This is a genomic window from Biomaibacter sp. TOL, from assembly GCF_059717795.1.
Genome location: NZ_AP046092.1, coordinates 3,060,737 through 3,086,994, shown reverse-complemented (window position 1 = coordinate 3,086,994; position 26,258 = coordinate 3,060,737). Strand labels below are relative to the sequence as shown.

Here is a 26,258-nt window from a genome sequence, read left to right as displayed (position 1 = left end):
TCACTCCCCCTTCGGACACAAAAGCGCTATCCCCAGCGGCGTGACATACAGGGGATGATTCGGAATATATGTCTTAATCCCCACTCTTTTTTCCACTACATCTTTCAATCCTTTTAAGGAGCTGGTGCCTCCTACAAGGTAAATCATATCTATATCAAACTGCGACACATGTCTTTCTATAATGCTCGCAACCTTCTCCATAACGGGATGCAGAATTGGAAAAAGTTTCGCCTGGTTCGACTCATCAAGCTTTATATCTTCGGCTTTTTCAAAAGAAATATTATAATACCCTGCGATTACCAAAGTAAAATGCGTGCCGCCTGTGGGTTCGTCCGCCGTATAAATTTCCTTCCCGTCTTTAATCACAGAAATGCCCGTGGTCCCGCCTCCTATATCCACCACCGCTCCATCGGTGATGCCCAGCACCTTTGCCGCCGCCTGCGGTTCCCCAAACACATCCAGAACCTCCAGTCCGCTGGATTCCACCACGTACTTAGTAGATTTGCAATCGGCAAACGTGGTACCAGGAGGCACGGCACAGGAAGCGTACCTGAGCGGCTGGCCCAGTTGGGTCTCCAGCTCTTCCACCATTTTTGAAACGATGGTCCTCGCTCCCACAAAATCCACTACCAGGCCGTCTTTTACGACCTGAGCTCTCCGAATTCTGCCTGCAACTGGGTTGTCTTCACTGTCAAGGACCGCCGTCACGATATTCGCAGTCCCCAGGTCTACGCCCACTCTCAAATTCCTTGCAGGCCGGTTAACCTTACCCGCCAGACAATCAGCAAAAGCCTGACATAGCCTTTCACCGCAACTTACATCCACCTTCATACGCTCATCCTTTCCTTATAAAAGCAAGCATACCGTGTCCCCATTTTCAATTCCGGCGGCGTTGGCTTCATCCGTATCCACATGCATTTCAAGAACATAGCGGGGAGATACCCTTAGAAGGACATTATCAAAGATGACCTTTCTTTCTCCATCGGTCCTGACCTTCACCAAATCTCTGTCTTTAAATCCCATTTTTTCTGCCATATCCTGCGGCATGTGTATATGCCTTTCAGCAAGGATAACCCCTTTCTCTATCCTCAATCCTCCCATGGGCCCCACCAGTATGCAACCCGGCGTGTTTTCATGGTTCCCAGAATCCCTCACGGGCGGGTTTAGACCGAGTATATATGCATCGGTCCGGGATATTTCCACCTGAGTCGCTTTGCGGGGCGGCCCCAGCACCCGCACGTTCTGGAGTATACCCTTTGGCCCCACCACGATCACTGTCTCCTTGGTAGCATATTCGCCGGGCTGCATGAGCTCTCTTATAGGTGTGAGCTTGTAATCCTTGCCGAAGAGGTGTTCGATATGTTCCGGACAAAGATGCACATGGCGCGCAGAAACATTGACTGGCAGATTTAAACACATGGATTGTTTTTCCAGTAAATAGCACTTGATTGTTTCTTTTATCGCGTCTTTTAAATCTGAATCCACATCCAAACCCACTCACCTCTTAGTCGTTCCTATAGTGAATGCACAGGGATCGGGGCTCTCCCTTTTTCCTCGGGCATTTCGGGTCTTTGCACAGATTGCAGGTGGCCGTTTGTTCATTTTCTTCGCCAATCTTATTCAGGATTTCCTCTTGAACATCCTCTTCCTGAATATTTCTTTGTTCGTTATTTATTCGTTCATCTCTATATGATTCCAATTCGTTTCCATCCGAATCACATTTTGACTCTTCTTTTACTTCTAGATCCTGTCTTGTTGCTTCTTTTGCATCATTTCCATTTTCGTCGCATTTTTCATATTCAGCTTCCCATCCTGCTGGAACCCCGGCAGGAGTTGTTTTCTGGATTTCTCCTGATTTATCTTCGGTAAACATGCCCAGTTGTTCATGGGGCCTGGGAATGACATGAACCGCCGCCACAACTCCCACGCGAGAAGCTGCCGCTTCTGCGGCAGCTACGGCAGCTTTCACTGCTGAAACACTTCCCTCCAGTTTTATAGTGGTCAGCCCCTGCCCTTTTGCCAGTTCATAACCTAAAAGTCTCACATCCGCAGCCTTTAAGGCCGCATCGGCTGCTTCCACGGCCGGGATGAGACCTTTTGTCTCTATCAACCCCAATGCTTCCGTCTTCACACTTTCCCTCCTTTTGCTAATATTAGGGGACATGCCTCCTCTTCAGATGTTAAGGGACGAGCCTCCTTTTTGGCAGGAAACTTGCGGGAGGCAGAGGAGTATCCGCATCATATGGAGTAGTAGGAGGAATGTCCTTAATATAATTTCAGCGGCATTATCTTGGCGAGGCGGGCCGCATTGCACCCGATTAAGCGGTAATCTTTGCCATCCTGCAGTCCAGGGAATATTTTCATAACGGGATTGCCCGGAGGCATGCGCCGATGCTGTAGAAGACACTTCCCATCAGAAGTAAGGCCGATCCCGATCCCGAGCCGGGACTCCCTTGCGGCACTCACTGCCATGGATTCGGCGTCCCCATCCGATATCTTTATTTCCACCGGGACTCCCTCCTCTTCCAGCCCTTGTTTTATAAGCCTGAGTTCGGCGGAACTCATTTCCGGATTTTCACAGTATATTATTACGGAAGGTTTTATCTCTTCAAAACCTCTCATGCTTTTTCACACCCCGATAAAACAAGACCTGTGGCCACAGCATTTCGGGGACCTTCAGAACCCCTGATATTGCCCCGGCCGGCGACTATACCGTATCCCGCCAAGGCGTCGGAAATCATTTCCGGAATCTCGAAATCCAGGGCAGACCCGCCCACCAGGACCACAAAGTCCACCAGTCTGATATTGCCTGCCGGAGCTACCTTTGAAAGAGCTCTCAGGGCATTTTTTATGAAAACCTGTTCTTTCGCCTTCCTTCGAACATTTCTTATTTTTTCCAGGTTCAGTTCCGGCGGAAGCGGCACCAGACCATTCTCCTTAAGCAGCACTACTCTCGCGAACACCTTAGGATCCAGGGGCTTTTCAAAAAATCTTACCGTGCCGTCTTCCAGTCTTATGGAAAAAAGGCTCTCAACTTTTGCCGCAGGATACCGTTTTATATCCTCGACAATGCCTCTATCATTTACACCCAGTTCTGCAGCAATAAGCATGTTTACCATTTCTCCGGCCCCGGCCAGATGGACTGCCCTGATTTTATTGTCTTTATTTATAAACGCCGCGTCTGTGGAACCTCCACCCAAATCAAGTATAGCCAGGGGCGAGGCTGCACCCGGGGTGGTCAGGGCTCCCAGAATGGCCATATGGGCTTCGATACCGCCTATCTCCACAGGCACGCCTATCTCGTCTTTAATCTTCTGCGCAACTCTTTCCATGGGCAGTCTGGAACTTTTTACCATGGCCGCCAGAGCCACTGCATCTTCTGAAAAGAATTCATTGGCCAGCCCGCCTTTCACCTTCTGCTGCACCAGGGTATCGACCGCAAGGATATCCTGTATTTTTATATCTTTCGCATCCTGGCCCGTAACAGCAGACATGGTCTCGCGAACTTTGGCCAGCAGGCCGCCCACATTGGTCCCGGCGCTCCCTTCCACATCCGCAAGCGGCCACAGCCTTTCGACCAATTCCATTATCGCATCTGCTCCATTTTCCACATCTATAGTGCCTTTTGTATTCTCGCCCTTGATCAAAAGGCTCCCCGCAGGAATCTTTCTTTCCTTCACGTCTCCCATAGGCGTCCTTATGACCACCGCGGACCTGTTTCCTATAAGGGCTCTGGCTATGGGTACAATGCTTTTTGTTTCCTCAGAGTTCAGGCCGAATTGGGCGGCTATGCCGTACGGATTCGACAGAGTCCTGATGGTGAATCCCGGTTCCGCCACTTCCACGACCGCCGTCATGTTTAAAGGCACTTTCTCAATAAGGCTCACTTCGTCAACTATGGGTATTCTTTTTATCAATCTGTTGGCTATGAGCACGCCATCGTCCTTTTGAACAATGGCGCCGTTAACATTGACACCTCTTGCCAGAGCATTGTTTACAATGCCTGCAGCATCTTCAAAATCAACATTTTTAGGTATAACAACTATTATATCCTCACCGGGTACGCACTCATCAAGTTTAAAAATGGGGGTAGTCGCCCCTACCCCCAACCCCACTCCGCCCGGCGTGGACGGGTTATGCCCTATCATTGTGGATTCCGTAATAATCGTTTCGGTTATGGCTTCCATGGCCACATCGGCAATGACAGGAGTGGCTTCATTTATCCTGAGAATATCTATATCGCTGATTTTTATACCAGCCTTTGTTACTGCGTCTTCAAGGGAAAGCCTCACTCCTACCACGTTGTCGGGTGTCCCTTTAATTCCCGTGGTGGCCGATATGCCGCTGGCCATGAACACGGGCCGGTTTCCGCTGACTTTTGCCAGCGCCACTTCCGTGGTGTTATTGCCGATGTCGGCGCCCGCAATTATCATGCTTTCATCCTCCGTTATTCCATGCCTTTCAATCTTTTTCTTTTCTCATACACATCCGCCGCCTCTCTTACAAGAGCAGCACAAACGGAAGCATTATATTTTTTATCCAGCTCTTCAGCTATATCCAGCAGTTCCTGCTTACTCGATCTGTAGGGTCGAAGAGCGGTGTAAATCTCCAGGATGCGCTCATCGGGCACCTTTGTCAGTTCAGCGGCCCTTCTCAAATTGCCGGCGAACTGTTTTCTACCGGCAGCTTCGGCGACTTGTGCCTGTAGAAGCAGCGTTTCTGCGGTTATCCTGAAATCATCTGCACTGACGTTTCCTTTCATGACCTGCTCCAGCGTTATATCGTCCATACTTTTGCCGGTGGATGTTTTTATCAGATCTTTCCTCTTTTCGCCGATGGGATAGTCAGATTTAGGATCGAAGTTTTTGCCCTTTTGCATAATAGGTTTTTCTTTAGCTGTTACCCCCGCGGCATTTACTTCTTTTAATACTTCCCTGATTATTTCTTCTATCATCTTTTCATCTATCATTTCAATTACCTCCCCTGCCGAATGAAACTTTTAATTCAACAGGTTTTGCACCGGGGGTCACGTAACTGGTTTCAAAATTGTGCATGACTGCAGCCTTGGCCTGGAACTTTGGCCTTGCCATCTGATCGTTCTCCACCGGAACAGGGGTTGGTGACTCTCCTTTAGCATACCGGGCGGCATTTTTGCCGATCTCTCTATAAGTATCCAGGTTTAAAACCGGACATTGTGGAAACAGTTCGAGATTGTTGAGCGGCTGCAGATCTTTCTGGTGTATGACGGTGGTTCCTCTGGATTGAATGCCTATGCCGATGCCCGAACCCGAAAGTTTGGCTGCAGTATGGGCAATAAACGCCACATCGGCGGTATGTTTCACCCTAATTAGCCTGGGGCTCAGCCCTTCTTCGGCAATCCCCGCTAGAATCTCCCTCAAAATTTCACTCAGAGGGATCCCCAGTATGTTTTCTTTAAATTTTATCCCAAAAGCCGGCGATATGCCGACCACCACTTCGTCTTCTTTTGTTCCCGCCTTAGCTTCGCCGATTTCTTCAAAGCCTATATGTACAGGCTTTCCGGTATTCGCGAGCGGGGATGAAACTTTGGTTTTTCCCTGCAATCTTTTTAATACTTCATTTACGACTTCTTCGACGAGGGCTTCGCTGCTCATCATATCCTATGCCCCCTCCTCTATATTAAATGATTCAGGCTTTAACGCTTGTGGAATTTCTTTTATCTCTTGCCATCTTTCGGGTGACAGGCGGTAGCCTGTGCCTGGGCCGGTATAATCGTTGGGATTGTTCACGGCTGAATCGATGTTGAACGATTTGTCCAGGACCGCCGATGTATGCAGGTAATCCCCGGCTATGCGCTGTTTCAGCATATTCAGCACGTTCTGGGCTACATCGGTATAACCACTCTCCGCCAGGGCACGGACTACATCAAGACCTGTGATTCGCCTCTGCATCATCTCCGTGGCCGCCTTTAGATCCTCATTTACATCCCGGGCGGGCATATCCCTGGAACCGTTGGCCAGTGTGGCTGCTTCCACTTCTTCATCGGTAATCGGAGGAAGCCCCAATTTTTTAAACACCGCCTGAAGCGCTTTTGCGGCCTTGTTCCTTACAGCTATGGCCTCCTCTTCCGTGACAGGCCTGAGGCCCCCGTCCACCATCAAATCCCTCTGGATGGCAAGGTAATCGTCCACATCCTCTATGTCAAAATTGGAACCGGCGAACATATTATCATAATTCGGAACCGCACTGTATCCGGAAAAAATAAGGTCCGTTCCGGCCAGAAGCTGAGGCATCAATCTTGCAGTCCTTCGTATATCAGAATGGGAGAAGGTCTGATCATTCCCGGACGCCACTTCCAGATCGAGCATCATGGTTATTAAATTTTCGCCTGCGACAACCCGAATACCCGACGGCACGGCACCGGGGACGCCGATACAGCTGATAGAACCGTTTTGCAGCCCCTGAACTCCTGCGGCTTTGGTTATCATAACGCATTTGGCTTCCAGGTACAGCATGGACTTGCCTTCGGCATAACCCATCTGCACCTCGGAACCGGTGCCGGACGTAAACCGCATTTTAAGTCCTCTTGAAGCATATGCCGACGCCAGGAAGGCCTTAGACCAGGGTGTATCATCTCCGTCGACGAAAACCTGCTCGGTCCCGTATACGGATATGGTTTCCGCATATGAAGTCAGTCCCCTCATCCCAATGGTCAATTCAAAGGCTTCTTCCAGGGCACACTGAGTCAATACGCCGCCCCTTCCCGTCTGAGCTCCAATCAAAAGGGCCAGGGCGTTGAAAGGCGCGTATCTGGTTATGCCGACGGTCGTTTCTTCTTCATCGAAGCCTCTCAGGGCGCCTTCGGCGGCATCCGCCGCAATAAGCACCGGATTATCTCTGACATTTGTCACATGGCACTGGTTCCCCGGCCTTTTTCTCGCTCGCATCTTTAGCATGGCCATCATGATCTCCAGGATGTTCATCTTATCGATCACATCCACTATCTTGGCCGGAGTCAGGCCTTTAGATATCTCCAGCACTCTCTCTCTGGGGACATTTATGTCTACCAGCATTCGTGCGATTTCCACACTGTCCATGGACATGGCTTTTTCCGCCGCTTCTATATCTATGGCGTAATCGGCGATAAACCTCTCTATCATGTCGAAGTCTTCCCGCCGTTTTCCATCCATCTCGACGATTTTTCCGTCCTGGATTTTAATGCTGGGTTTTGGATCGTTCGGGCTCCCGATGGCTATGAGTCCCACTTCGGGCCATTCCGCCACGAATCCGTCCTTATTGACGGGTCTTTCAGCCAGGGTTTGAAACCTTTTGGACTTCAATGTTTTCCCTCCCTTCATGTATTAAATATATGGGACTCCGGAGGATGATTTCGGCTCTTCTCCCAGAGTAGACAGCAGCTTTTTGCCCACCTCTCTGGCGGCTATCAGAGCCTGGCGCACCGCTCCCGAATCGCCGGAAATGAAGAGTATTGCTTCGTTGGTAAAGCTGGTCCCCTTTGCCGGACTGGCATATCCGATAACATTTACTTCAGCGGCTTTCACCGCAGTATCGCAGCATACCACCCCAATGGCGGCGGGTGCTCCCACTATCAGTCCGAAAGCCTTGCCGAGAGGAGCACCAAAGGCCTTTTCAAGGGCGAAGCTTGCACGGGCCGTATATTGAAACTCAAGATGCCCGGCGTCATTAGCATAAACGTCGCCGAAAGTCCTGGGGAGTTCTTTCAGGCATACTTCCACCGCCCTGCGGGCATCGGAAACTTCTTCGGCTCCGAAAATCACCAGGCAGCCGTGGCCGGCCCCACCTTTTGTGTCTCTTGCCAGTTCGATGGATACTATCTCCGTGTTCGTAGCTTTGACCGCCTCATCCGCAGCCATAATCTGTGGACCGGCACCGGTTCTGGCGCCTATTATGCCTATGGAACGGTACTTTTTGTCCAGACCCATTTTTTCATGGAGCGTCGAATCCACATTTGCTATGACAAGGCCGATGGTGTCGCCTATCGCCGTGCCGACAAACTCCGTAAGGCCCGGATTGGAACAGGCCGGTAGTTTTTCTCCGCTCTTTTCAGCGACCTGTACCTTGCTCAAAACCTCCTGCACCACCTGTTTGATTACCTGATCCTCCATTCTTCCACCTCCTTGAAAATCTTTCGGGATTACTCTGCCTTAGGAAGTATCTTTTCAACATCGCTGTGAGGCCTGGGTATCACATGGACCGACACAACCTCGCCTACTTTCCTGGCAGCGGCCGCTCCCGCATCAGTGGCGGCTTTGGTGGCTCCCACATCTCCTCTTACCATAACGGTTACAAGGCCGGAACCAATCCTTTCATACCCGACGAGTTTTACATTGGCGGCTTTGACCATGGCATCCGCCGCTTCTACAGCGGGAACCAGGCCTCTGGTTTCCACCATTCCCAGAGCTTCTCCACCCATATTGAATTTGCACCTCCATGAATTAATGTATTTTATATGTTTTATATCATTATTTCTTTTTTGAAGTTAATTTCCCTCTGGACTAAAATGTGTTGTTTCTGTATTTTCGCTCAATAAAAAAAATCCCTGCAAATATCTCGCAGGGGTAATCTGTAATTTTCCGATATATTCAGTAATTTTTTGATATATTTAGCATTTTTATTTACGATTTTTCCGTGATCCCTATCCTCTGGCGGTATTCCGTCGGGGGCAATCCCACAATTTTTTTAAAAACCTTGCTGAAATAATTTGGGTCGGAATAGCCCACTTTTTTGCCTACTTCCGCTATGGTAAGCGAAGGGTTTGTCAAAAATTTTCTTGCTTCTTCCACCCGTATTCTTGTCAGATATTCGGCATATGTGCATCCCATTTCTTTTTTGAACAATTTGCTGAAGTAGTCGGGATTTATATATATAAGCCCGGCTATCTCCGTCAGGCTGAGCTCCTGGTAGTAATTTTCTTTTATATATTGGGCCGCCTTTTTTACTACATTTCGTTTTAAAGGCTCCCGATTGTTCTCTGCAAATACCTCTTCGATAAAACTCCTGCACCACGCCCTGAGGCTGGATATGCTCTGGCACCTTCCAAGTTTTTGCAAATGAGAAAAATCCAGATGCCAGTTTTTTTGATTGATAAGGCCCGCCTGGCGCGCAGTCCTCCATATAAGGCCGGTAAGCTCCGCCAATCTTGTCTGGCAAAAGATGATCGAACCGTGGCTGGATGCTACCAGCTTTCTCAATATTTCTTCCAGAATTTCCTTGGCGCGATCTTCCTGCCACCGGCGTATAGAGTCCAGGAGCTCTTCTTCTTTTTCAAAAGTTATGCTTTCTTCAGAACCCATCAGGTCATCGAGCATATCCCTGGTTATTATCCTGTTGCCTCCAAGGAAAAACTTGCCGAGTTTTGCGGCCATGCATGCTTCCCTGTAAACTTTTTTCAGGTTTCCCGCATCTTCGCCGACTCCAACGGTCACGGTAGTCTGCATTTTTTCTTCAACATTTTTGCGTATCTGCTCCGCCATATATCGCGGCTCGGTTTTAGACGAGGTTATCCCTATCACCATTTCTTCACTTAGCGGCAGAATAAATTCAATATCAAGCCCGACAGATATTTGCTCAATCTGCCTGAATATTTCATATCGCTCCAGCTCCGCGCCGGGCGCCGAAGGGTCTATGTCAGGTTCTACAACAAGTATCGAATCAGGGAGCTTTTCTATCTCGAGAAGTTCGGCCTGGGCTTTTATGACCGTATCGTCCTCATACTCTCCAAGAAGCATTGTCGCAAGAATAGATGATCTGAGCAGCCTGCCCGCTTTTTTTATAGCATCTCTCAATTCCCTGTCACGCACCTGCTTTTTCTTTTCCTCGTCATAAAGCGCGATGATTTTTTGCAGAACCGTGCAGATCTCTTCGGGTCTGACAGGTTTTAAAAGGTAATCTGCGGCGCCCATCCGAAGAGCTTCCTTGGCAAAATCGAATTCATCATATGCGGTGATTATTACAATTTTAATATTGGGATTTATATTTTTTATCTCATTGGATGCGGAAAGACCGTCTCTGCCGGGCATTTTTATGTCCATCAGCACTATATCCGGATGAAGTTCCCGGGTTTTTTCCACTGCTTCATAGCCGTCCCTTGCCACCCCGACCACCTGCAGCGGAAGATCCGACCGCTGTATTATGATGGACAGCACTTCTCTTTCCAAAGATTCATCATCGCAAACAAGCACTTTATAAGACAATAAATCACCCTCCTTTCATGGTCTTCGGAAATCTAAGCCGGACTTTTGTGCCCATATTCTCCTTACTTACTATCGTAATTCCATAATCCGAACCAAAGTACCGCTTAAGGCGCAGATCCACATTGGGTATACCAAGGCCGGTGGTATGGCCGTTTTTTTCATGCAAAGGGTTGTTGATTTCTTCCAGCTTTTTGGGACTCATACCGACACCGTTGTCTATAATATCAATGGCAATGGTATTACCTTCATCAATAGCTTTGATGACCAGCATTCCGCCCTCTTTTTTGTTTTCCAGGCCGTGTTTTATGGCATTCTCCACAATGGGCTGCACGCTCATGACCGGGATGAAAAAATCCAGAAGGGCTTCCGGTATGTCCACTTCCGCCTGTATGCGGTCTTTATACCTAATCTGCTGGATATAAAGGTAGTGTCTGATGTAGGATATTTCCTCCCTTAAACTCACAAATTGATCCAGATTTCTTATGGAATACCGCAGCAAACTGGCAAGAGAATATATCACATCCGACGTTTGCCGGGCGTTTTCCAGATATGCAAGGCGGGCAGCCATATTCAGGGTATTGAAAATAAAATGGGGATTCACCTGGGATTGCAGCGCTTTCAATTCCAGTGATTTTACTGCGCTTTCCAGCTCGGACCTTCTATATTGTTCTTCCATCAACCTCTGCTGCATCAAGCTATTCACACCGAGCTCCACTATATAATTGGAAAAAATATGGAGCATCTCTCCGGCCGCAAGCACCTGGCTCTGAGGTACCAGCTTTATTTCCATAAAGGCTTTTAAATATTCGTCGGGGTCCAGGCCAAATAATTTGGCTCTTTTTCTGGCGCTTTCAATGGATTTGTCATCCGGCGGCCCGATAGACACCTGTCCGCACAGGACATAACCATAGCATCTTCCCTCCACTATAAGAGGGGCTGCCAAATCAACAATCCCGCAGTGGCACGGTTCAATTGCGGGGCCGCCCTTTTTCACCGAGAGCTTGCCCAATCTGGCGTCGGACGCATAGCATCCCAACTTGCCCCGCTTTGTGGACCTTACCAGCATGCAGTGTCTTGTGAAATTGCTGGGGTCGGTGATGTTTCTCCCGCGCCGGTCGGTCATTATGGCGGCGAGCCCGGTGGCTTCCGTAAACTTGTCCAGGATCTCCCGCAGCTTGTGTCTGTTGATTACATCTGCCAGATCATAGCTATTCAATGATTAGACCCTTCTTTGCAAATTGATTAATTATTGGCGGTATATATTTATATCAATTTTATATATTCTATAAAATCTGTGAAACTCCTTTTTCAAAATATAAAGTTTTCCGTAACCATACTCCCATCCGTAGCAATAGACCGCAGCCGTTGCACTTTTCTTCATCGATTTTCACAATTTTTCTTTTCATTTTTATCCTCCTTCCACCTGCTTCATTGTTTTTACATACACATTATACTATAATTTACTGAGAGATTCGGTATCCCCGGCAACAAAAATGAAGGGGCGGTAAAATGTCGAAGCCCAAGAAACGTGCGCCGTATTTTTTTATCGAGAATGCAAATTGCATGCATTATGTTTTTTTGATATACTATATATACAAGAACAATGAAAGGAGGGATTGCAATGCCTTCTTTACAGGTGCGCGATTTGCCGGATTACATCTACCAACAAATCATTCAACTGGCAGAAGCTGAAAGACGAAGTATTACCCAGGAAACAGTGGTATTATTAGAAAAAGCATTACAACTAGAAAAACAAAATAAAAAACGTCGTAGATTACTTTTTAACCATATAATCCAGGAGACCAACAATAAAAATGATAAAAATAATTTCGATCCAGTAAAATTAATACGAGAGGATCGTGAAAGATGATCGTTACAATCGATGTAAGTGCTGCAATTGAAGTTGTTATGGGGCGGCCAAAGCAGAAACAAATAATAGATATTCTTGAAAAAGCGGAGTGGGTTATCACCCCTTCTCTTTACATATATGAGGCATCCAATGTAATGTGGAAATTTCACTTGATCCAGAACTATCCTGTTGATGAACTGCTTCATAAAATCAGGCATTTAATTGAAATGGTTGATCAGTTTATAAAAGCTGAGGAGCTTTATGAAGAAGTAATTCCATTGGCATGTAAACTTAAACATCCTGCCTATGATATCATGTATTTAGTTGTAAGCCGTAGAAAAAATGCCACATTGGTAACATTAGATTCAAAGTTAATAGATACTGCCAAGATGTTGGATATTCCAGTGGCAGTGATTGACTGAGTAATATACTGAGTAATATAATATTGATTCCAGTGTAAAAACCCTCCGATATAATCTACAGAGCAAAACCATCGGAAAATGAAAGCAAACTGGAGATGCTCCTGAACCTGTGCCTCAATGTTAAGAACATCATAGAAAAAGCTCCTGAAATAAAAGATCTCGATACCTTGATGATACTCACAAGATTCATATCAGAACAATCCGTATTTGATGAACAAAAAAAACCGTTCTAAAACGGTTTTATTTCTTTGGTAGCCATAGGGGGATTCGAACCCCCGTTACCGCCGTGAGAGGGCGGCGTCCTGAACCCCTAGACGATATGGCCATACAAAAATGGCTGCGGGACTAGGATTCGAACCTAGACAACATGATCCAGAGTCATGCGTGCTACCGTTACACAATCCCGCAACACTATATTGTTTTACGCAAAAAATATAATAGCATATTTTTATAGGGAAGTCAAACCACTTGTCTTTGAATTTAGCTATTTTTATTATATAGTGGTGTAGATAAATTTGCAAGTGGTTTTTTAAGTTTGCGCTATGATGAACGGCCCTTTAAATCATACATTGTAATAATGGAGAGTCTTTCTGATAAAACGTGGCTCACATGGCTTTCTGCAATGCAGCCTGCTATTTCATCTTTGTAAAGGCTGTATGAGCATATGCCATCCCAGTTGTTATTGATGCAGACCCGGCATTTTGTTACCTTGTGGACGATCCTGATTTTTTCCAGTATTGGTTGTATACTATCTCATAAACAGCGGTGCGAATACCAGCGCCACAATGGTCATCAGCTTTATCAGTATGTTAAGAGACGGCCCGGAAGTATCTTTAAATGGGTCGCCCACGGTGTTTCCCACCACCGCTGCGGCATGGGTGGGTGTGCCTTTTCCGCCGTAGTTGCCCGATTCAATGTATTTTTTGGCATTGTCCCATACTCCGCCGGAATTGGCCATCTGAATGGCTATCATTACGCCTGTTACAAGAGCGCCGGCCAGCACCGAAGCTACGGTACCCGTTATGTAGCTCACGGCCGTCTGCCAGTTGATGAATATGCTTATCACGGCAAACATCACTATTACGAACATGGCAAGAGCCCTGTATTCCCTAAAAAGAAAAGCCATAGCTCCTTCGTGTATGGCATCGGAAATTTCTTTCATCCGGTCGGTTCCTACAGGGCTTTTAACCACACGCATGGCAAGCACGCATGCAAAAGCTAAAGCTGCGATTCCCATGATTGGTGCAAGTGTTATTAGATTTTTCATTTAGTTGTCCCTCCGTAATTCAATCTGATCAGTTTTATTTATTAGCCCCGCCGTTGAATGGCGGGGCCAGTTTATTCGGTTTCTATTTATTTTTATTTCTTATTGCAAATTGCGTTTTTTATTTTAGAATATTTACGCAGAGCCACCATGGTGTTTACGGCCTGTTCCGGCGTAGAATAAGCCGGTATGCCATGATCTCTGAGTTTCATGATTGCTTCATGACATTCCGCTCCGCCCTGGCATTCCATTATAAAAGGTTTGCCTAGGTGTTTGTATTCCTCATAGATTTCAATTACAATATCGGTGACAGCAGGCACATCGGTTACGGCTGTTGGGCAAATAGACCCTATTATTCCGTCTACATTTGGGTCACGCATAGCCTGTTTAAATGCTCCTTTATATTGAATAGGAGAAGCGGTACCGGCTATATCCACAGGATTTAGCGGAGAACCGAACATGGGCATATAAGCCCTGATCTTCCCCGGCAGTTCGGGAGATATTTCTCTTAACTCTTTCAAAGGCATACCGATTCTCTCAAAATGGTCACAGGCCAGTAAGCCCGAACCGCCACCGTTCGTTATCATGACGACATTGTCGCCTTTTAATTCCGGCTGCATTCCAAGCGCCATTGAAATATCCAGAAATTCTTGCCATGTAGTAGCCCTTAATACCCCTGCCTTTGCAAAAATCTCGTCATAATAGGCATCATCAGTACCTTCATTTTCTGAAGCTGTATGGGCAAATGCAGCCTTAATTCCTATTTTGGAACCTCCGACCTTTATAGCAACCACTGGTTTTTCGGGGACTACGGATCGGCAGGCTTCAATATATGCTTCGGGGGAATCAAGGCCCTCAATGTATGTCGATATACATTTTGTATGAGGATCTTGACCGCCATATATAATAAATTCGCAAAAATCAACATCGGCTTTATTGCCAAGACCCACAAAAAAGCTCATACCAAAGTGCAACATCTGTGATGTTCCAAGAGCCGCGAGTAGATTTGCTCCTGATTGTGAAATCATAGCCACCGGCCCTTTTACGGGCAAATACGGGATAAAGCCACAGTTAAAATTAAGATAAGGACTCCCCATACCCACCAGGTTTGGGCCTATCAGGGGCAGTTCATTGTCACGGCAGAACTGTGTAAGCTGGTTCTGAAGCTTTTCCCTGCCTATTTCCTTGAATGCACTGGTAGCAATAACCACGATCTTCGCTTTTTTAGCAACAGCATGTTCAAGAACCATTTTTACTAAATGCGCTGGAACCGCCACAAACACCAGGTCTATTTCACCGGGTATGTCTTTAATGGTCCTGTATGCCTTAAGGCCAAAGACTTTGTCAGCTCTGGGATTGACGGGATAGATGGTCCCCTTATATCCCCATTTCATCAAACCTTCGATAACCTTATAGCCCACTTTATTTTTATAACGTGATGCACCTACTACGGCAATTGAAGAAGGATTTAGAGCATACTTCAACTTTTCGACAACATATTTGCGAGGGGCTTCAATTCTCATTTAGTTTCCCTCCTTTCCATTATTGCAGCATTTGAATGATTTTTTATCGGTACGGTCCTGAAGGAAATCGTCTGTAAATACGCACTCCTCCCAAAATCCGTTTTGTTCATCCAGTCTGCAAACCCAGCGCCTGAATTGTCTTGTTATATCAGCCTCTTTTATATCTTCAATTTCGCTGTAAGACAGAAGTTTTTGTTTTAACGCTTTTATATCTGATATTTCGTTGTACGCCCAGACGCAAATATCGTAGAAAGAATCACTGAATTCGAAAACCGTGTTAAACTCGGGGATTCCAGCCAGCTCATCCGCTATTCTGGCCTTTCTAAAACTGGGTGTATTTTGGAATAACCTTATAGTAAACATATGGTTTGTAATCCCGAGTTTCATAAAATTAAGGTAAAACAGTGGAACTATAATGCGCTTGTTTTCTACCACATTTTTTATTCCTTCCAGCATTTCTTCAGGGTCGAGTCCAGAAATATCTGACAGAACTTTAAAATCAAACATTTCTTCCACAGGTCTTTTCATATTTAAAGCTTGAACAAGTTTTAAATCAGTAATATCCATCTTGTCCTGGATTTTAGATAATTGTTCGAGTTGACCTTTCCCCCACACTACCTCACGGTAAGAATCCATGGGTGCATCCCACATATTGACGTGAGATTCGCGTATGTCCCTGCGGATTGGACAAATGTGAACAAATTCCACTTCAGGGTTGTTTTTCCAGGGTTCAATTACATCAGCTAATAAATTATCCAATACCCTCATATGGTTGCCGTTATAAAAGTCAAAGTCTCCATTGCATACGTAACCTGTACATATATCGTCTTTATTCTGGAACCAATCAGCCAATTTTGCCTTACTATCTTCGGAAGTTCCGTCTTTTAGCTTCACAAACCAGTAATAAAGACCCCATCCGTAAACCTGTGTAGCCGGGTTCATGACGAACATTATCAAATGTTCATCATACAACCTGTGCATTCTTCTTACAATTTCCTTTTTATCCAACCCCAGAACTTTTGTTAGATAGTCCATGTTAAAAACTTCCGGATGAATTTGGTAAGACGATTTTGCCACGTTATAAGCGCTCATCGCCGCCGAGTCCAGTGATACCACTCCGGGCTCAAGGAATCCAACACCTCTAGGAGCAAAAAAGTATTCTTTCATCCATTTTTGTTGTTCAGAACTTCCAAGCAAATAAGGAACCTGATTTTCTTCTTTCTTACTTACCATTTATAAACCTCCCCTTTTTTAAATTTAACGACGTCGTTAAAACAAAATTCTCGACAAAATCTCGACAAAATATATATAGCAACAATAACATATAGCAATAATAATGCCAGGGTGTAAGACCTTTAAAAATAGGAACTCCCCTGGCATATTTAAAAATAATATCCGTAATTTTTGTCCTAAAACAGAGCATTTTTTTAATATATATGTATGTGAGTTAGCTTTATTATATTTTTGTTAATTGTCCTGAAATCTAACAACTGTTAGATTTCTGAATATTTATTTGATATTTTTTAATTTTACAGTAGAGTGTATTACGTGCTATCCCGAGAATTTTTGCGGCTTTTGTTATGTTACCGCAGGTGTCGAACAGAACCTGCTGTATGGTTTGTTTTTCGGTCTCTTCTAAAGAAAAACCTCTATGAGGAGTAAGATTCTTCACCTCCATGACAATATATTCGGGAAGGTGATGCGGTAGTATGACACCATCCTCGGCAAAAGTTACGACCCTTTCTATGACATTTTCAAGCTCTCGAACATTTCCGGGCCAGTGATATTCCAAAAGCATTTTGAGGGCCTTATCATCCAAAGTATATTTTTTATTTTTTAAAGCTGAATGTTTATTTAAAAAGTGTTCTATTAACAATGGGATATCATCGCGGCGCTGCGCTAGGGGAGGTATTTGTAATGTTATAACATTTAATCTCCAGTAAAGGTCCTGCCTGAAACTGCCTTTTTTAACTTCCTCTGCGAGGTTTTTATTTGTAGCGGCAATAACTCTTACATCAATTGGGATGGGCTTAGACCCTCCTACGCGCGTAATTTCTTTCTCCTGCAGGACTCTAAGCAACCTCGTTTGTAAAGCATATGGCATTTCGCCGATTTCATCTAAAAACAAGGTTCCACCCATCGCCAGTTCAAATTTGCCTGGCTGCCCTCCTTTGAGCGCCCCCGTGAAAGCACCCGCTTCATAACCGAAAAATTCGCTTTCAATTAATTCTCTGGGTATAGCGCCACAGTTTACCGCTACAAAAGGGCCTTCGGCTCGATGGCTGGCATTGTGAATTGCCTGGGCAAACATCTCTTTTCCAGTGCCGCTTTCACCCATAATCAATATATTACATGTACTCCTGGCCGACATGACCGCCATTTTTTTAACTTGCTTGATCTCCTTGCTCGCTCCTATTATGTCATCAAAAGTGTATATTGCTTTCCAGCCATCCTCTTTCTGATCTGCACGACAATTCTTTTTTTCATTGGTTAAAATGTTTACCACTCCGGCTATTTCGCCACTTTCTCTTAACACAGGTATTGCACTTTTAATTTTATATCGAAATCTATCATTCTTGAAATCAAATAATACATCATTGTTCCCATAGAATTTACCTGGCTGCAGCCTATTCATTACAACCGGTTGAAAGCCCAAAACTTCTCCGGCAAATTTCCCAATAATTTTTTTTGAATCCACCTGCAGAAGGACCTGGGCATTTTTATTTATATCACTTATTATACCATTAGCGTCAACTATAACGATTGCATCTGAAACCGCATCAAAAATTGTTTTATAATAATGGCTTATCACACTGAGTTGTTCACGCGTATTCATCATCCTAAAATGGTTCTCTACGGCCATCTCGGCAGCTATCAGCATTCCGAAAATCTCGTTATTTGCGCCCGGAAAACAGGCGGCTACGCCAAGAACACCTATTATAGACCCATCTATATCTTTAATAGGCACTGCCGAACAGGCAAACTGTTTTAATTCAAGACAGTATTTTTCTTCAGCCATAAAACTGACGGGAACACATTCTGTTAACGCTATTGATATGGCTGTTGTACCTACTACGCTCTCGCTCCACGTCGCACCCACTGTAAAATTTATGTGTTCCCGCAAGTGTGCCAGTGCTTCTTTGTCACCTTTAAGATATAGCAAATTCGCCTCTTTGTCCGTAAGAAAAACCACATAATCGGAGTCTTTAATAATTTTATAAACGCTATCTATATACGGTTTTGCTACGTCTATTAATTTTTCATTTTGCTTTATCCTTAACTCAAGTTCATGGCCGGAAAGTATTATATTGCATTTGCCTCCGTAAGGGTTGATGCCTAAGTCCTTACACCTTTCCCACGACTTTAAAACAGCTAATCTGACTCCTTCAGGTTTTTCCCCTCTAATGAATTTCTCCCATTCCGTTCTGATTTTTATTTCCGCTTTAATCTTCATTACGCATTTACACCCCCTCTCTCAAAATTATTAATCAGGTCTTTCGCCACCTCAGTTCAAAAATAATGTTTAACACATGGTATTCACATATTTCTTACCTGCTGCGCCATGTTTTATGCCCAGGTATATGGCATACTCTATTCTCTTTTTTTGCAACTTACAGGTCATTTCATAGGGAACGTTCATATCGCCGTTTATCAAAAAGTTGTTGGCATTGCACCCGCCGCTGCAGAAAAACCTTGCCCAGCAGCCGGAACATTCGGGTTTTACAAACACATGCGTATTTTTGAACCTCTCCACTATTCTTTCATCTAATCTTTTCTCAAAAACATTGCCCATGATAAATTCATCAAAGCCCACAAACTGATGACACGGATATATATCTCCGTTCGGAGTTACCGCCATATATTCCCTTCCGGCACTGCAGGCAGAGAGTCTTTTGTATATGCACGGCCCATCATATATGTCTATTCTATATTAAAGTGATAAAATCTGAAAGGATTTTTTCCCGAACTTTTTCTCTGCAAATACTCCCACGCTATTTTTTCATATGCTCTTTTTCTCTCAATGCCACCATTTTTTTAATGTTGGGAACAATCATATCATATGACCCAGCACCATCAGCTGTTCTCCGCCGAAAAAATCTATCTCCAGGTTTTTTATATTTCCCAAATGCTCCACCAGAAAATCTACGGCATTTCTGCCAACTTCTTTTGACATCAACTCTCTCCTGCCGTGATAATCCCCCTTGGCCGCAAAACAGTACTTGCACCGGAGATTGCAGTCGTGGGCTACATTCAGGCAAAGAGCTTTTACATACCGCCTGTTCCGAATCTGGTCTACGGCAGAAGAAAAGGCCGCCTCGGTGTATATAGGGTGGTTTTATTTTACAACCGAATTCAGCGCCTGTTCTACGATTAAGGCAATAATACCACCGAGGATGGCCGTAAACAACTGCGGTGTCTGCATGGCCTTTGCTACTGGAGGCGGCACGCTCACTATAAGTCTTACTGCATAGGATAATATTAAAAATTTAACAATTGCCCCAACAACTATTCCGATGCCTGAAGCCGTATAGCCTTTACCTAATAAATTCCTTGATATTGTATACGCTATTACCAGAAAAGCATTTCCAGCCATGATAAAAGGTATCATGGACCCCAGCGGTGATGCCAGAATGCCTCTGGCAAATGCTATCCAAGGTGTAAGTAACCCGATAATTATTCCTCCCAGTACACCAACATAGGTGCCGGAAAGGAGCAGCATGGCGTTTACCGCGGGACCGGTTATCATCTGCGGAAAGCCCAGCATCTGAAAAGCAAGGGTTATCGCCAAGAACAGGGCTGTGCGGGTAAGCCATCTCAAGCTGAATGGTTTAACAACATTTTTATCCATAAAAAACACCCCTCTTACTTAAAGTTTATTATTATCTCTTCAGGCCCGTGTCAAGATTTTGTGACATTCTCCCCGGCATGAATTATAGGGCTTCATGCGAGAGGTTGTGAATCCATGCTTTTATTGGTATCTACTTACTAATTCCACGACATCGGGAAAATCTATGCCCAGGCGTTTTACAGTCTCAAGGGTAGGCACTCCGTTGGAATTCCAGCCCCTGCGCTTATATACCGCATCACACAGTTTTTGATACTGGGATTCCCTGTATTCCCGGAGGATCTTCATTTTTTCTTCGGTGGTTTTTTCCTCAATATCATATCCCAATTCCTTCAGCTGTTTGTCATATCTTTCTTCCCGTGATTCATATTCTTCTTTGGTCACAGGCCCTACGGAGCGATAGGGTATGGCGTCATACTCCCGGGTGCCAAAACCCATCTTAAGGTTGAATATCCTCTGGAAGTTGTATACCCTTTCGGACTGCATGATCAGTTCTTCTTTAGTTATGTTCTTTCCCGTAACACCGTTAATATGTCAACATAGTTTTTCACATGTTCCGGAACTTTAGCCGGTTCGCTGGTTTGGCCGTTATCGGCGGGCTCTATGTCATTCCACGGCAATTTACACAGACCGTTTAAACCAAACCATGTGCGGAACATGGGGAAATAGTGCAAAGCTTCAGCCTTATCCTCAAAGGTGGGGATTTGCTTATTAACCATGTCCATAAATATGAGCCATGCTTCATCGTGCTGAGGGCCCTTGAGGGCAAGGCCGTAACCGCCCTGCATTGCAAGGGACTCTTTTGTCACATATTCAGAATACTCCATTCCTTTAGCTTCCGTTCCAATATCATTTAATATCTTCGGGTCGGCCCCGTATTTCTTGACAAAAATCTCTTTCAAACGATGAATGCCCTTGCCGGCAATCTTGCCAAATCCTTCTCCTCTGGCCATCTGATGAATGAGCTCCATGGCTGCTTCTTTATTGCCGAATTTAAGCTCCAAACCGCCGGTTATATCTTTATTTATAATACCCATTTCATAACATTCCATAAGAAAAGCAATAATGGTACCCGTAGATATGGTGTCCAATCCGTAGGTATCACAGTAAAAGTTGGCTTCTATAATATATTCGGGGTCGAAAATTCCACAGTTTGAACCAAGGCCCGCTATGGTTTCATATTCCGGACCGTCCACGCATACTCTCTGACCCTTGTAGGGACCGGTCTTTAATTCGAAATTATCCACGGCCTTGGCGCATGCCATGGAACAGCCGTACCAGCATCCGTCGGGCATGTTCTGAGTATAATACTTTTTGAATACTTCAGAAGACAGCCTACAAGCTTCCGGATGAGAACCATATTTATAATTCATCGTCGGCAGGAGATCGTAATCGTTCATAATTTCTACCAGATGAGAAGTACCAACCTTTCTCATCCTGTTTTGTAAATCGTCAAGTTCTTTTATTTCCCTGTGAAGCCTGAGGCCTGCATCAATAATTTTTTTCTTATCGGCAGGACCGTTGGTATCACCTTTTACTCCGCTAAATTTTACAATTAATGCTTTAATCTTCTTGTTTCGAAATACGCTCCCTGTGCCGCCTCGACCCGCCTGTTTAACCCTGGGCACTCCCCTTTTCACATCAAAAAATGAAAAATTCAGCATTCCGATAAGGGTATTATCCGCAGCACTGCCCGAAGAAACCACAGCTATATTTCTTTTATCTTCTTCTGAATCGGCATACATATTTGTAAACTGTTCAACAGCTAAGTGCGTGTCTATAGCTTCTTCCAGAGCTTCTTCGATGGTAACATAACCTTTATTTCCATCTATGTATACTATTACGTCTTTTTCTGCTTTCCCCTGGATCTCGATGGCATCCCATCCGGCAAATTTCAATAGAGGCCCAAAGTATCCTCCCACGTTGCTGTCCACTACAGAACCGGTAGTTGGAGACAAAGTTACAACTATCGATTTACCCGCTCCCGGGTATTGTGTAATGCCGCCTATGGGGCCCGAGGATATGATTATTTCATTTTCCGGATCGTCCCACTTTGTATCGCCTGAAACGGCATTCCATAACAACCATAATCCGAAACCCCTGCCACCTGTAAATATATCTTTCATCTGCTGGGTTACGGGTTTTGACTTTATGGTGTTATCCGAAAGATTTATGTAAAGGGTACGGTTTGTATAGCCCCTTTCCACTTTTCCCAGCTCATAATCTATCCTGGCCAGGAGCCTGTGTGCCCTTTTCATCTCCATAATATTACCGGTCATTCTTTAGCACCTCCATTTAAATTATTTTTCTTCCATGTAAATGGCCCCGGTGGGGCAGACCCGCGTACAAGCTCCGCAGGCTATGCATTTAATCGGTTGATTAATTTGTGCATTTACGAATATCGCATTATTCGGACAAAATCCCACACAAATATAGCATCCAACGCATTTTCCACCATCTATCCAAACAGCTCCATTTTTGGCCCGATATAATGCGCCGGTGTTGCATACGGAAATACATTCACCGCAGTGATTGCATACATAGATTTCGTAGCTTCCCGGTTTTCCCACCTTCTCTTTTATTCTGATAGCCGATTTCTCCGGATCTGCTACTTTATTGAAAAGTATAGAGCATTCCGTCATACAGGCTCCACACCCGTTACACAATTCTGGTTTTGTCTTTACTATTTTCATTAAGTCACCCCCAATACATTTTAAATACATAAAAATTTTTCGTCTTTAAGAAGAACCCATTGTCGGCGGCAATTTCTGTGAAAGATCCAGCATCTGAGATGCTAGCATTTTCACCTTCTCCCTCAGTTTAAACACACAATCTGTTTCACTTGCCAGCCCCTGCACTATATCTTCCGCCAGAGCCCTGCAGTTAGGGCATCCACAGCTGCCGCAATCAAGACCGGGCAATTCTTTTAATACTTTTTCTAAAAGATCCATCTTCTTGGATCGCTTTTACGATATCTTCATCTAACTTTATAGAAGGTCTCGCACTAATTTTTTCTTCAAGACTATAAAACCCTTTTTTAAACTCATTAATTACGTCCTCAGCTTCTATTTCAGTCTTAAACCCCACATTTTCCGATATCCTGCGCAGCTTTGAGGTAGCCACGAACCTGTTTTCGACGGTAAGTGCGCCGCCTATGCATCCGCCCAAACATGCCTGACATTCGATGTAGTCTATATCTGAAAGTTTACCAAGTTCTATTTGTTCCAGAACATTTATGCAGTTATGAATACCATCAACAGAAAGTATATTTCCTATGCCAATTGCAAGACTCTCTCCGCCGGACCTGCCCCAATTTATGCCTATACCGCAGGAACTTTTGAATATGGATTTAAAATTACCATCATCTAAATTTTTTAAGAGCTCGCCATAAATGCCCGCCATAGAAAGTACGCCATTAATATGAGATTTGCTCATGCCAATGGGTTGTTTTGTAAATGCCACCTTGGCGGGACATGGGCTTATGAAAAACACTCCAATTTCTTCTTCTTTATATCCATAGGTTTTAACTATGGCTTCTTTTGCCCTCTGGGCGGCCACTTCAGTCGGAGGTTTAATAGGAATTATATTTTTTATTAGCTCTGGAAATCTGGTTTGTATTAGTCTTAACACTGCAGGGCAGGCTGAAGATATAAGCGGTCTTATGCCATTGTTTTTTTCCAGGTATTCACGTATAGCCAAAGATACTTCTTCTGCTGCCAACGGCACTTCATAGACCTCATCAAATCCGATTTTTATGAGGGCATTCATGATGTTTTCTTTTGTAATGCCCTCTTTAAACTGGCCATAAAAAGCCGGGGCCGTCAGTGCCACTTTGAATTTGAACTCCCTCAGCTTTTCAAGCCCATCTGTGCTGGCGTATTTGGCATTATTGGGACATACTCTTATGCACTCACCGCAATCGATGCACTTATTTTCCTGTATGCTGGCCTTTCCGTTCCTTACTCTTATGGCCTCTGTAGGACAGCCTTTTATGCAATTTGTGCAACCTTTACACTTCTCTACATCCAGACTCACCGAATGATAATAATGCCACATTTCTCAAAACCTCCGTGGCAGGGCCGGAGGAGTACTCAACCGGCGGAATGCCCTTTGATATCGCTTTTACAACATTTTCGTCAAAGGGGATTTTTCCTATAACTTCAATGCCTTTTCTGCTGCAATATTGTTCTATCTCCCTGCTTTTATCTTCCGCGAGATCGAATTTATTTATCACTACTTTTACGGTCACTTTAAAATTCTCTGCCAGCTTCAATACTCTCTCTAAATCATGCAATCCCGCGGCGGTAGGCTCCGTTACAATCATTGCCTCATCGGCTCCGGAAAGAGTGGAAATTACCGGACAGCCTATTCCCGGCGGGCCGTCGGTGATTATATATTTATATCCCTCTCTTTCGGCTATTTCCCGGGCTGTCTTTTTTACCAGCGAAACCAGTTTGCCGGAATTTTCCTCGGCTATTCCCAGCCTGGCATGAACCATGGGGCCGTATCTGGTGTCGGAAATATACCAGTGGCCTGAAAGAGTGTCAACCATGTCAACAGCTTTTTGTGGACATATATTATAGCACACCCCGCAGCCCTCGCAAAAAGTGGGGTTTACTTTAAAATCTTCGATGGCATCAAAGCGGCATACTTTTTCACATTTACCGCACCTGATGCATTTGTTTTCATTTATGCGGGCCTTCTGACTTCCCCAGAAATTAAAGGTATCTTTAATTTTAGGTTTTAAAAGCAAGTATAGGTCGGCTGCATCCACGTCACAGTCGGTTAAAACCGCATTTTTTACTAAAGCCGCAAGAGAGGCGGTGACGGTGGTCTTTCCCGTGCCTCCTTTACCGCTTAATACAACTATTTCCTTCATGCCTTCACCTGCCTTTCTATAGCCTTCCATAAGTTGTTAAAAGACTGTCTGAGTTCGGGAAATTCTTCTACGAGCAGTCCTCCCCGGGCACAGCAGGCCGCATACCGCCGGTCAAAGGGGATTTTCATCAGCAGGGGAATACCCTGCTCCTGCAGATATTTTTCTACTTCATCATCTCCCATACCCGCCCTGTTTATCACGACGCCGAAGGGAATCTTAAGTTCCCTGACAACTCCCACGGCCAGCTGCAAATCGCTTAAGCCGAAGGGCGTGGGTTCTGTCACCAGCACACAGTAATCGGCTCCGGATACAGCATTAATCATAGGACACGATGTGCCCGGCGGAGAATCGATTATTACCGCAGGGCCACTTTTTATCCGGCTTTTCACTTTCTTGATTACCGGTGGGGCTGAAACCTTGCCGATGGAAAGGGTCCCCCGGACAAATTCTATACCTTTCGCAGTGCCCCGTTCCACAAGCCCTATTTCTTTATGTATTTCCGTTATGGCTCCCACCGGGCAGAGCAGGCTGCATCCCCCGCAGCCGTGGCAGAGTTCCTCAAATACCAGTATCTTTTTGCCCAGATCTGCCAGGGCGTGATAGGCGCATATTTTTGTGCAGATTCCGCAGTGGGTACATTTATCGGAATCTATGGAAGGCACCGGCAGGGCAACAGACTCCTTTTCAGTAAATTCGGGCATTAAGAAAAGGTGGGCATTGGGCTCTTCCACATCGCAGTCCAGCAGTGCCACCGGCATATTATCTTTTAATGTAACGGCAAGATTGGCGGCCACCGTGGTCTTCCCGGTGCCGCCTTTCCCGCTGGCAATGGCAATTATCATGTTTTCACCGCCATTTGGAAATTATCTTGAGCTTCAGTGGGAGCAGTGTCCGCAATGGTCTCCTTCTCCGTGATCGCACAGGTTGCCGCTGCCCGCAATATTTCCTTTGAGATATTCCTGTATTACATCGTCCACTCTGCCGGAAACACCGGTTATGGTTTCTATATTATTCTGGGCGAACAGTTCCTGAGCCCTTGGGCCCATGCCCCCGGCTATAATGCAGTTGACTCCTAATTCTGCCAGATACCCGGGCAGGAAACCCGGCTGATGACCCGGGTTTTCAATTATCTTTTTCGAGTTTATCTTGTTTTGTTTTTCGTCCACATCATATATGGTATACTGGGGACAGTGCCCGAAATGGGCTGAAACTACATTTCCTTCGGTAGCTATGGCTATTTTCATGAAAAATTCCTCCAATC

Annotated in this window: 26 protein-coding genes, 2 tRNA genes and 2 pseudogenes; 2 read left to right on the top strand and 28 right to left on the bottom strand. The window is 45.1% G+C overall.

Translation table 11 applies throughout. From position 1 onward, the window contains the following. The 13 genes from eutJ to AC6I1H_RS15190 form a co-directional block, all read right to left on the bottom strand. Window positions 1–831, bottom strand: coding sequence for an ethanolamine utilization protein EutJ (gene eutJ, locus AC6I1H_RS15250; RefSeq protein WP_497738374.1), 831 nt, complete (start codon window positions 829–831; stop codon window positions 1–3). Window positions 832–846: 15 nt separating this feature from the next. Next, window positions 847–1,419, bottom strand: coding sequence for a phosphate propanoyltransferase (gene pduL / locus AC6I1H_RS15245; RefSeq protein WP_497740824.1), 573 nt, complete (start codon window positions 1,417–1,419; stop codon window positions 847–849). Between the two features lie 85 nt (window positions 1,420–1,504). Continuing rightward, window positions 1,505–2,131, bottom strand: coding sequence for a BMC domain-containing protein (locus tag AC6I1H_RS15240; protein ID WP_497738373.1), 627 nt, complete (start codon window positions 2,129–2,131; stop codon window positions 1,505–1,507). 134 nt (window positions 2,132–2,265) lie between these two features. Beyond that, on the bottom strand, window positions 2,266–2,622 hold the full coding sequence (locus AC6I1H_RS15235; RefSeq protein ID WP_497738372.1) for a glycerol dehydratase reactivase beta/small subunit family protein: 357 nt from the start codon (window positions 2,620–2,622) through the stop codon (window positions 2,266–2,268). After that, the gene (locus tag AC6I1H_RS15230) at window positions 2,619–4,433 is read right to left on the bottom strand and encodes a diol dehydratase reactivase subunit alpha (RefSeq protein ID WP_497738371.1); all 1,815 of its coding nucleotides are present in this window, start codon (window positions 4,431–4,433) and stop codon (window positions 2,619–2,621) included. Before AC6I1H_RS15230 ends, AC6I1H_RS15235 begins: the two co-directional genes overlap by 4 nt. Before the next feature lie 14 nt (window positions 4,434–4,447). Further along, on the bottom strand, window positions 4,448–4,969 hold the full coding sequence (locus AC6I1H_RS15225) for a diol dehydratase small subunit (protein WP_497738370.1): 522 nt from the start codon (window positions 4,967–4,969) through the stop codon (window positions 4,448–4,450). 1 nt (window position 4,970) lies between these two features. Beyond that, window positions 4,971–5,636 carry a propanediol/glycerol family dehydratase medium subunit gene (locus AC6I1H_RS15220; protein ID WP_497738369.1) on the bottom strand — a complete coding sequence of 222 codons (666 nt, stop codon included), beginning with the start codon at window positions 5,634–5,636 and terminating at the stop codon, window positions 4,971–4,973. Window positions 5,637–5,639: 3 nt separating this feature from the next. Continuing rightward, on the bottom strand, window positions 5,640–7,319 hold the full coding sequence (locus AC6I1H_RS15215) for a propanediol/glycerol family dehydratase large subunit (protein WP_497738368.1): 1,680 nt from the start codon (window positions 7,317–7,319) through the stop codon (window positions 5,640–5,642). 21 nt (window positions 7,320–7,340) lie between these two features. Continuing rightward, the gene (pduB, locus tag AC6I1H_RS15210; protein WP_497738367.1) at window positions 7,341–8,126 is read right to left on the bottom strand and encodes a propanediol utilization microcompartment protein PduB; all 786 of its coding nucleotides are present in this window, start codon (window positions 8,124–8,126) and stop codon (window positions 7,341–7,343) included. Between the two features lie 29 nt (window positions 8,127–8,155). Further along, on the bottom strand, window positions 8,156–8,434 hold the full coding sequence (gene eutM / locus AC6I1H_RS15205; RefSeq protein WP_497738366.1) for an ethanolamine utilization microcompartment protein EutM: 279 nt from the start codon (window positions 8,432–8,434) through the stop codon (window positions 8,156–8,158). Window positions 8,435–8,636: 202 nt separating this feature from the next. After that, on the bottom strand, window positions 8,637–10,214 hold the full coding sequence (locus tag AC6I1H_RS15200) for a response regulator (protein WP_497738365.1): 1,578 nt from the start codon (window positions 10,212–10,214) through the stop codon (window positions 8,637–8,639). 4 nt (window positions 10,215–10,218) lie between these two features. Beyond that, the gene (locus tag AC6I1H_RS15195) at window positions 10,219–11,430 is read right to left on the bottom strand and encodes a sensor histidine kinase (RefSeq protein ID WP_497738364.1); all 1,212 of its coding nucleotides are present in this window, start codon (window positions 11,428–11,430) and stop codon (window positions 10,219–10,221) included. A gap of 67 nt (window positions 11,431–11,497) precedes the next feature. Beyond that, entirely contained in the window at window positions 11,498–11,620 is a 123-nt protein-coding gene (locus tag AC6I1H_RS15190) for a hypothetical protein (RefSeq protein ID WP_497738363.1), read from the bottom strand. Window positions 11,621–11,835: 215 nt separating this feature from the next. Between AC6I1H_RS15190 and AC6I1H_RS15185 the strand changes: the two genes are divergently transcribed. Both AC6I1H_RS15185 and AC6I1H_RS15180 read left to right on the top strand, forming a co-directional pair. After that, window positions 11,836–12,084 (top strand): hypothetical protein, encoded by a 249-nt coding sequence (locus AC6I1H_RS15185; protein WP_497738362.1) that lies wholly within the window; start codon window positions 11,836–11,838, stop codon window positions 12,082–12,084. Further along, complete coding sequence (locus tag AC6I1H_RS15180; protein ID WP_497738361.1) at window positions 12,081–12,485, top strand: type II toxin-antitoxin system VapC family toxin; 405 nt, start codon at window positions 12,081–12,083, stop codon at window positions 12,483–12,485. Before AC6I1H_RS15185 ends, AC6I1H_RS15180 begins: the two co-directional genes overlap by 4 nt. 249 nt (window positions 12,486–12,734) lie before the next feature. Here AC6I1H_RS15180 and AC6I1H_RS15175 read toward each other — a convergent pair. The 15 genes and pseudogenes from AC6I1H_RS15175 to AC6I1H_RS15105 form a co-directional block, all read right to left on the bottom strand. After that, window positions 12,735–12,810 (bottom strand) — tRNA-Glu (locus AC6I1H_RS15175). A gap of 9 nt (window positions 12,811–12,819) precedes the next feature. Next, a tRNA-Gln gene (locus tag AC6I1H_RS15170) sits at window positions 12,820–12,893 on the bottom strand. 340 nt (window positions 12,894–13,233) lie between these two features. Further along, on the bottom strand, window positions 13,234–13,722 hold the full coding sequence (locus tag AC6I1H_RS15165; protein ID WP_497740823.1) for a sodium/proton-translocating pyrophosphatase: 489 nt from the start codon (window positions 13,720–13,722) through the stop codon (window positions 13,234–13,236). A gap of 122 nt (window positions 13,723–13,844) precedes the next feature. Next, the gene (locus tag AC6I1H_RS15160) at window positions 13,845–15,272 is read right to left on the bottom strand and encodes an acetate--CoA ligase family protein (RefSeq protein ID WP_497738360.1); all 1,428 of its coding nucleotides are present in this window, start codon (window positions 15,270–15,272) and stop codon (window positions 13,845–13,847) included. Beyond that, entirely contained in the window at window positions 15,273–16,505 is a 1,233-nt protein-coding gene (locus AC6I1H_RS15155) for an AsnC family transcriptional regulator (RefSeq protein ID WP_497738359.1), read from the bottom strand. It abuts the gene before it with no gap. Between the two features lie 250 nt (window positions 16,506–16,755). Continuing rightward, on the bottom strand, window positions 16,756–18,726 hold the full coding sequence (locus AC6I1H_RS15150; RefSeq protein WP_497738358.1) for a sigma-54-dependent Fis family transcriptional regulator: 1,971 nt from the start codon (window positions 18,724–18,726) through the stop codon (window positions 16,756–16,758). Window positions 18,727–18,795: 69 nt separating this feature from the next. Beyond that, entirely contained in the window at window positions 18,796–19,131 is a 336-nt protein-coding gene (locus tag AC6I1H_RS15145) for an SPASM domain-containing protein (protein WP_497738357.1), read from the bottom strand. Between the two features lie 192 nt (window positions 19,132–19,323). Next, entirely contained in the window at window positions 19,324–19,527 is a 204-nt protein-coding gene (locus AC6I1H_RS15140; RefSeq protein ID WP_497740822.1) for a 4Fe-4S cluster-binding domain-containing protein, read from the bottom strand. An 81-nt stretch (window positions 19,528–19,608) separates the two neighbouring features. Beyond that, entirely contained in the window at window positions 19,609–20,121 is a 513-nt protein-coding gene (locus tag AC6I1H_RS15135; RefSeq protein WP_497738356.1) for an ECF transporter S component, read from the bottom strand. Window positions 20,122–20,241: 120 nt separating this feature from the next. Continuing rightward, window positions 20,242–22,376, bottom strand: a pseudogene (locus AC6I1H_RS15130) (aldehyde ferredoxin oxidoreductase family protein). Window positions 22,377–22,418: 42 nt separating this feature from the next. Next, entirely contained in the window at window positions 22,419–22,811 is a 393-nt protein-coding gene (locus AC6I1H_RS15125) for a 4Fe-4S binding protein (protein WP_497738355.1), read from the bottom strand. A 45-nt stretch (window positions 22,812–22,856) separates the two neighbouring features. After that, a pseudogene (locus AC6I1H_RS15120) lies at window positions 22,857–24,174 on the bottom strand ([Fe-Fe] hydrogenase large subunit C-terminal domain-containing protein). After that, window positions 24,128–24,997 (bottom strand): ATP-binding protein, encoded by an 870-nt coding sequence (locus tag AC6I1H_RS15115; RefSeq protein WP_497738354.1) that lies wholly within the window; start codon window positions 24,995–24,997, stop codon window positions 24,128–24,130. The pseudogene AC6I1H_RS15120 and the gene AC6I1H_RS15115 overlap by 47 nt, the downstream one beginning before the upstream one ends. Beyond that, window positions 24,994–25,839 carry an ATP-binding protein gene (locus AC6I1H_RS15110; protein WP_497738353.1) on the bottom strand — a complete coding sequence of 282 codons (846 nt, stop codon included), beginning with the start codon at window positions 25,837–25,839 and terminating at the stop codon, window positions 24,994–24,996. The genes AC6I1H_RS15115 and AC6I1H_RS15110 overlap by 4 nt, the downstream gene beginning before the upstream one ends. A 33-nt stretch (window positions 25,840–25,872) precedes the next feature. After that, window positions 25,873–26,241, bottom strand: coding sequence for a NifB/NifX family molybdenum-iron cluster-binding protein (locus AC6I1H_RS15105; RefSeq protein WP_497738352.1), 369 nt, complete (start codon window positions 26,239–26,241; stop codon window positions 25,873–25,875). Between the last annotated feature and the right edge of the window lie 17 nt (window positions 26,242–26,258).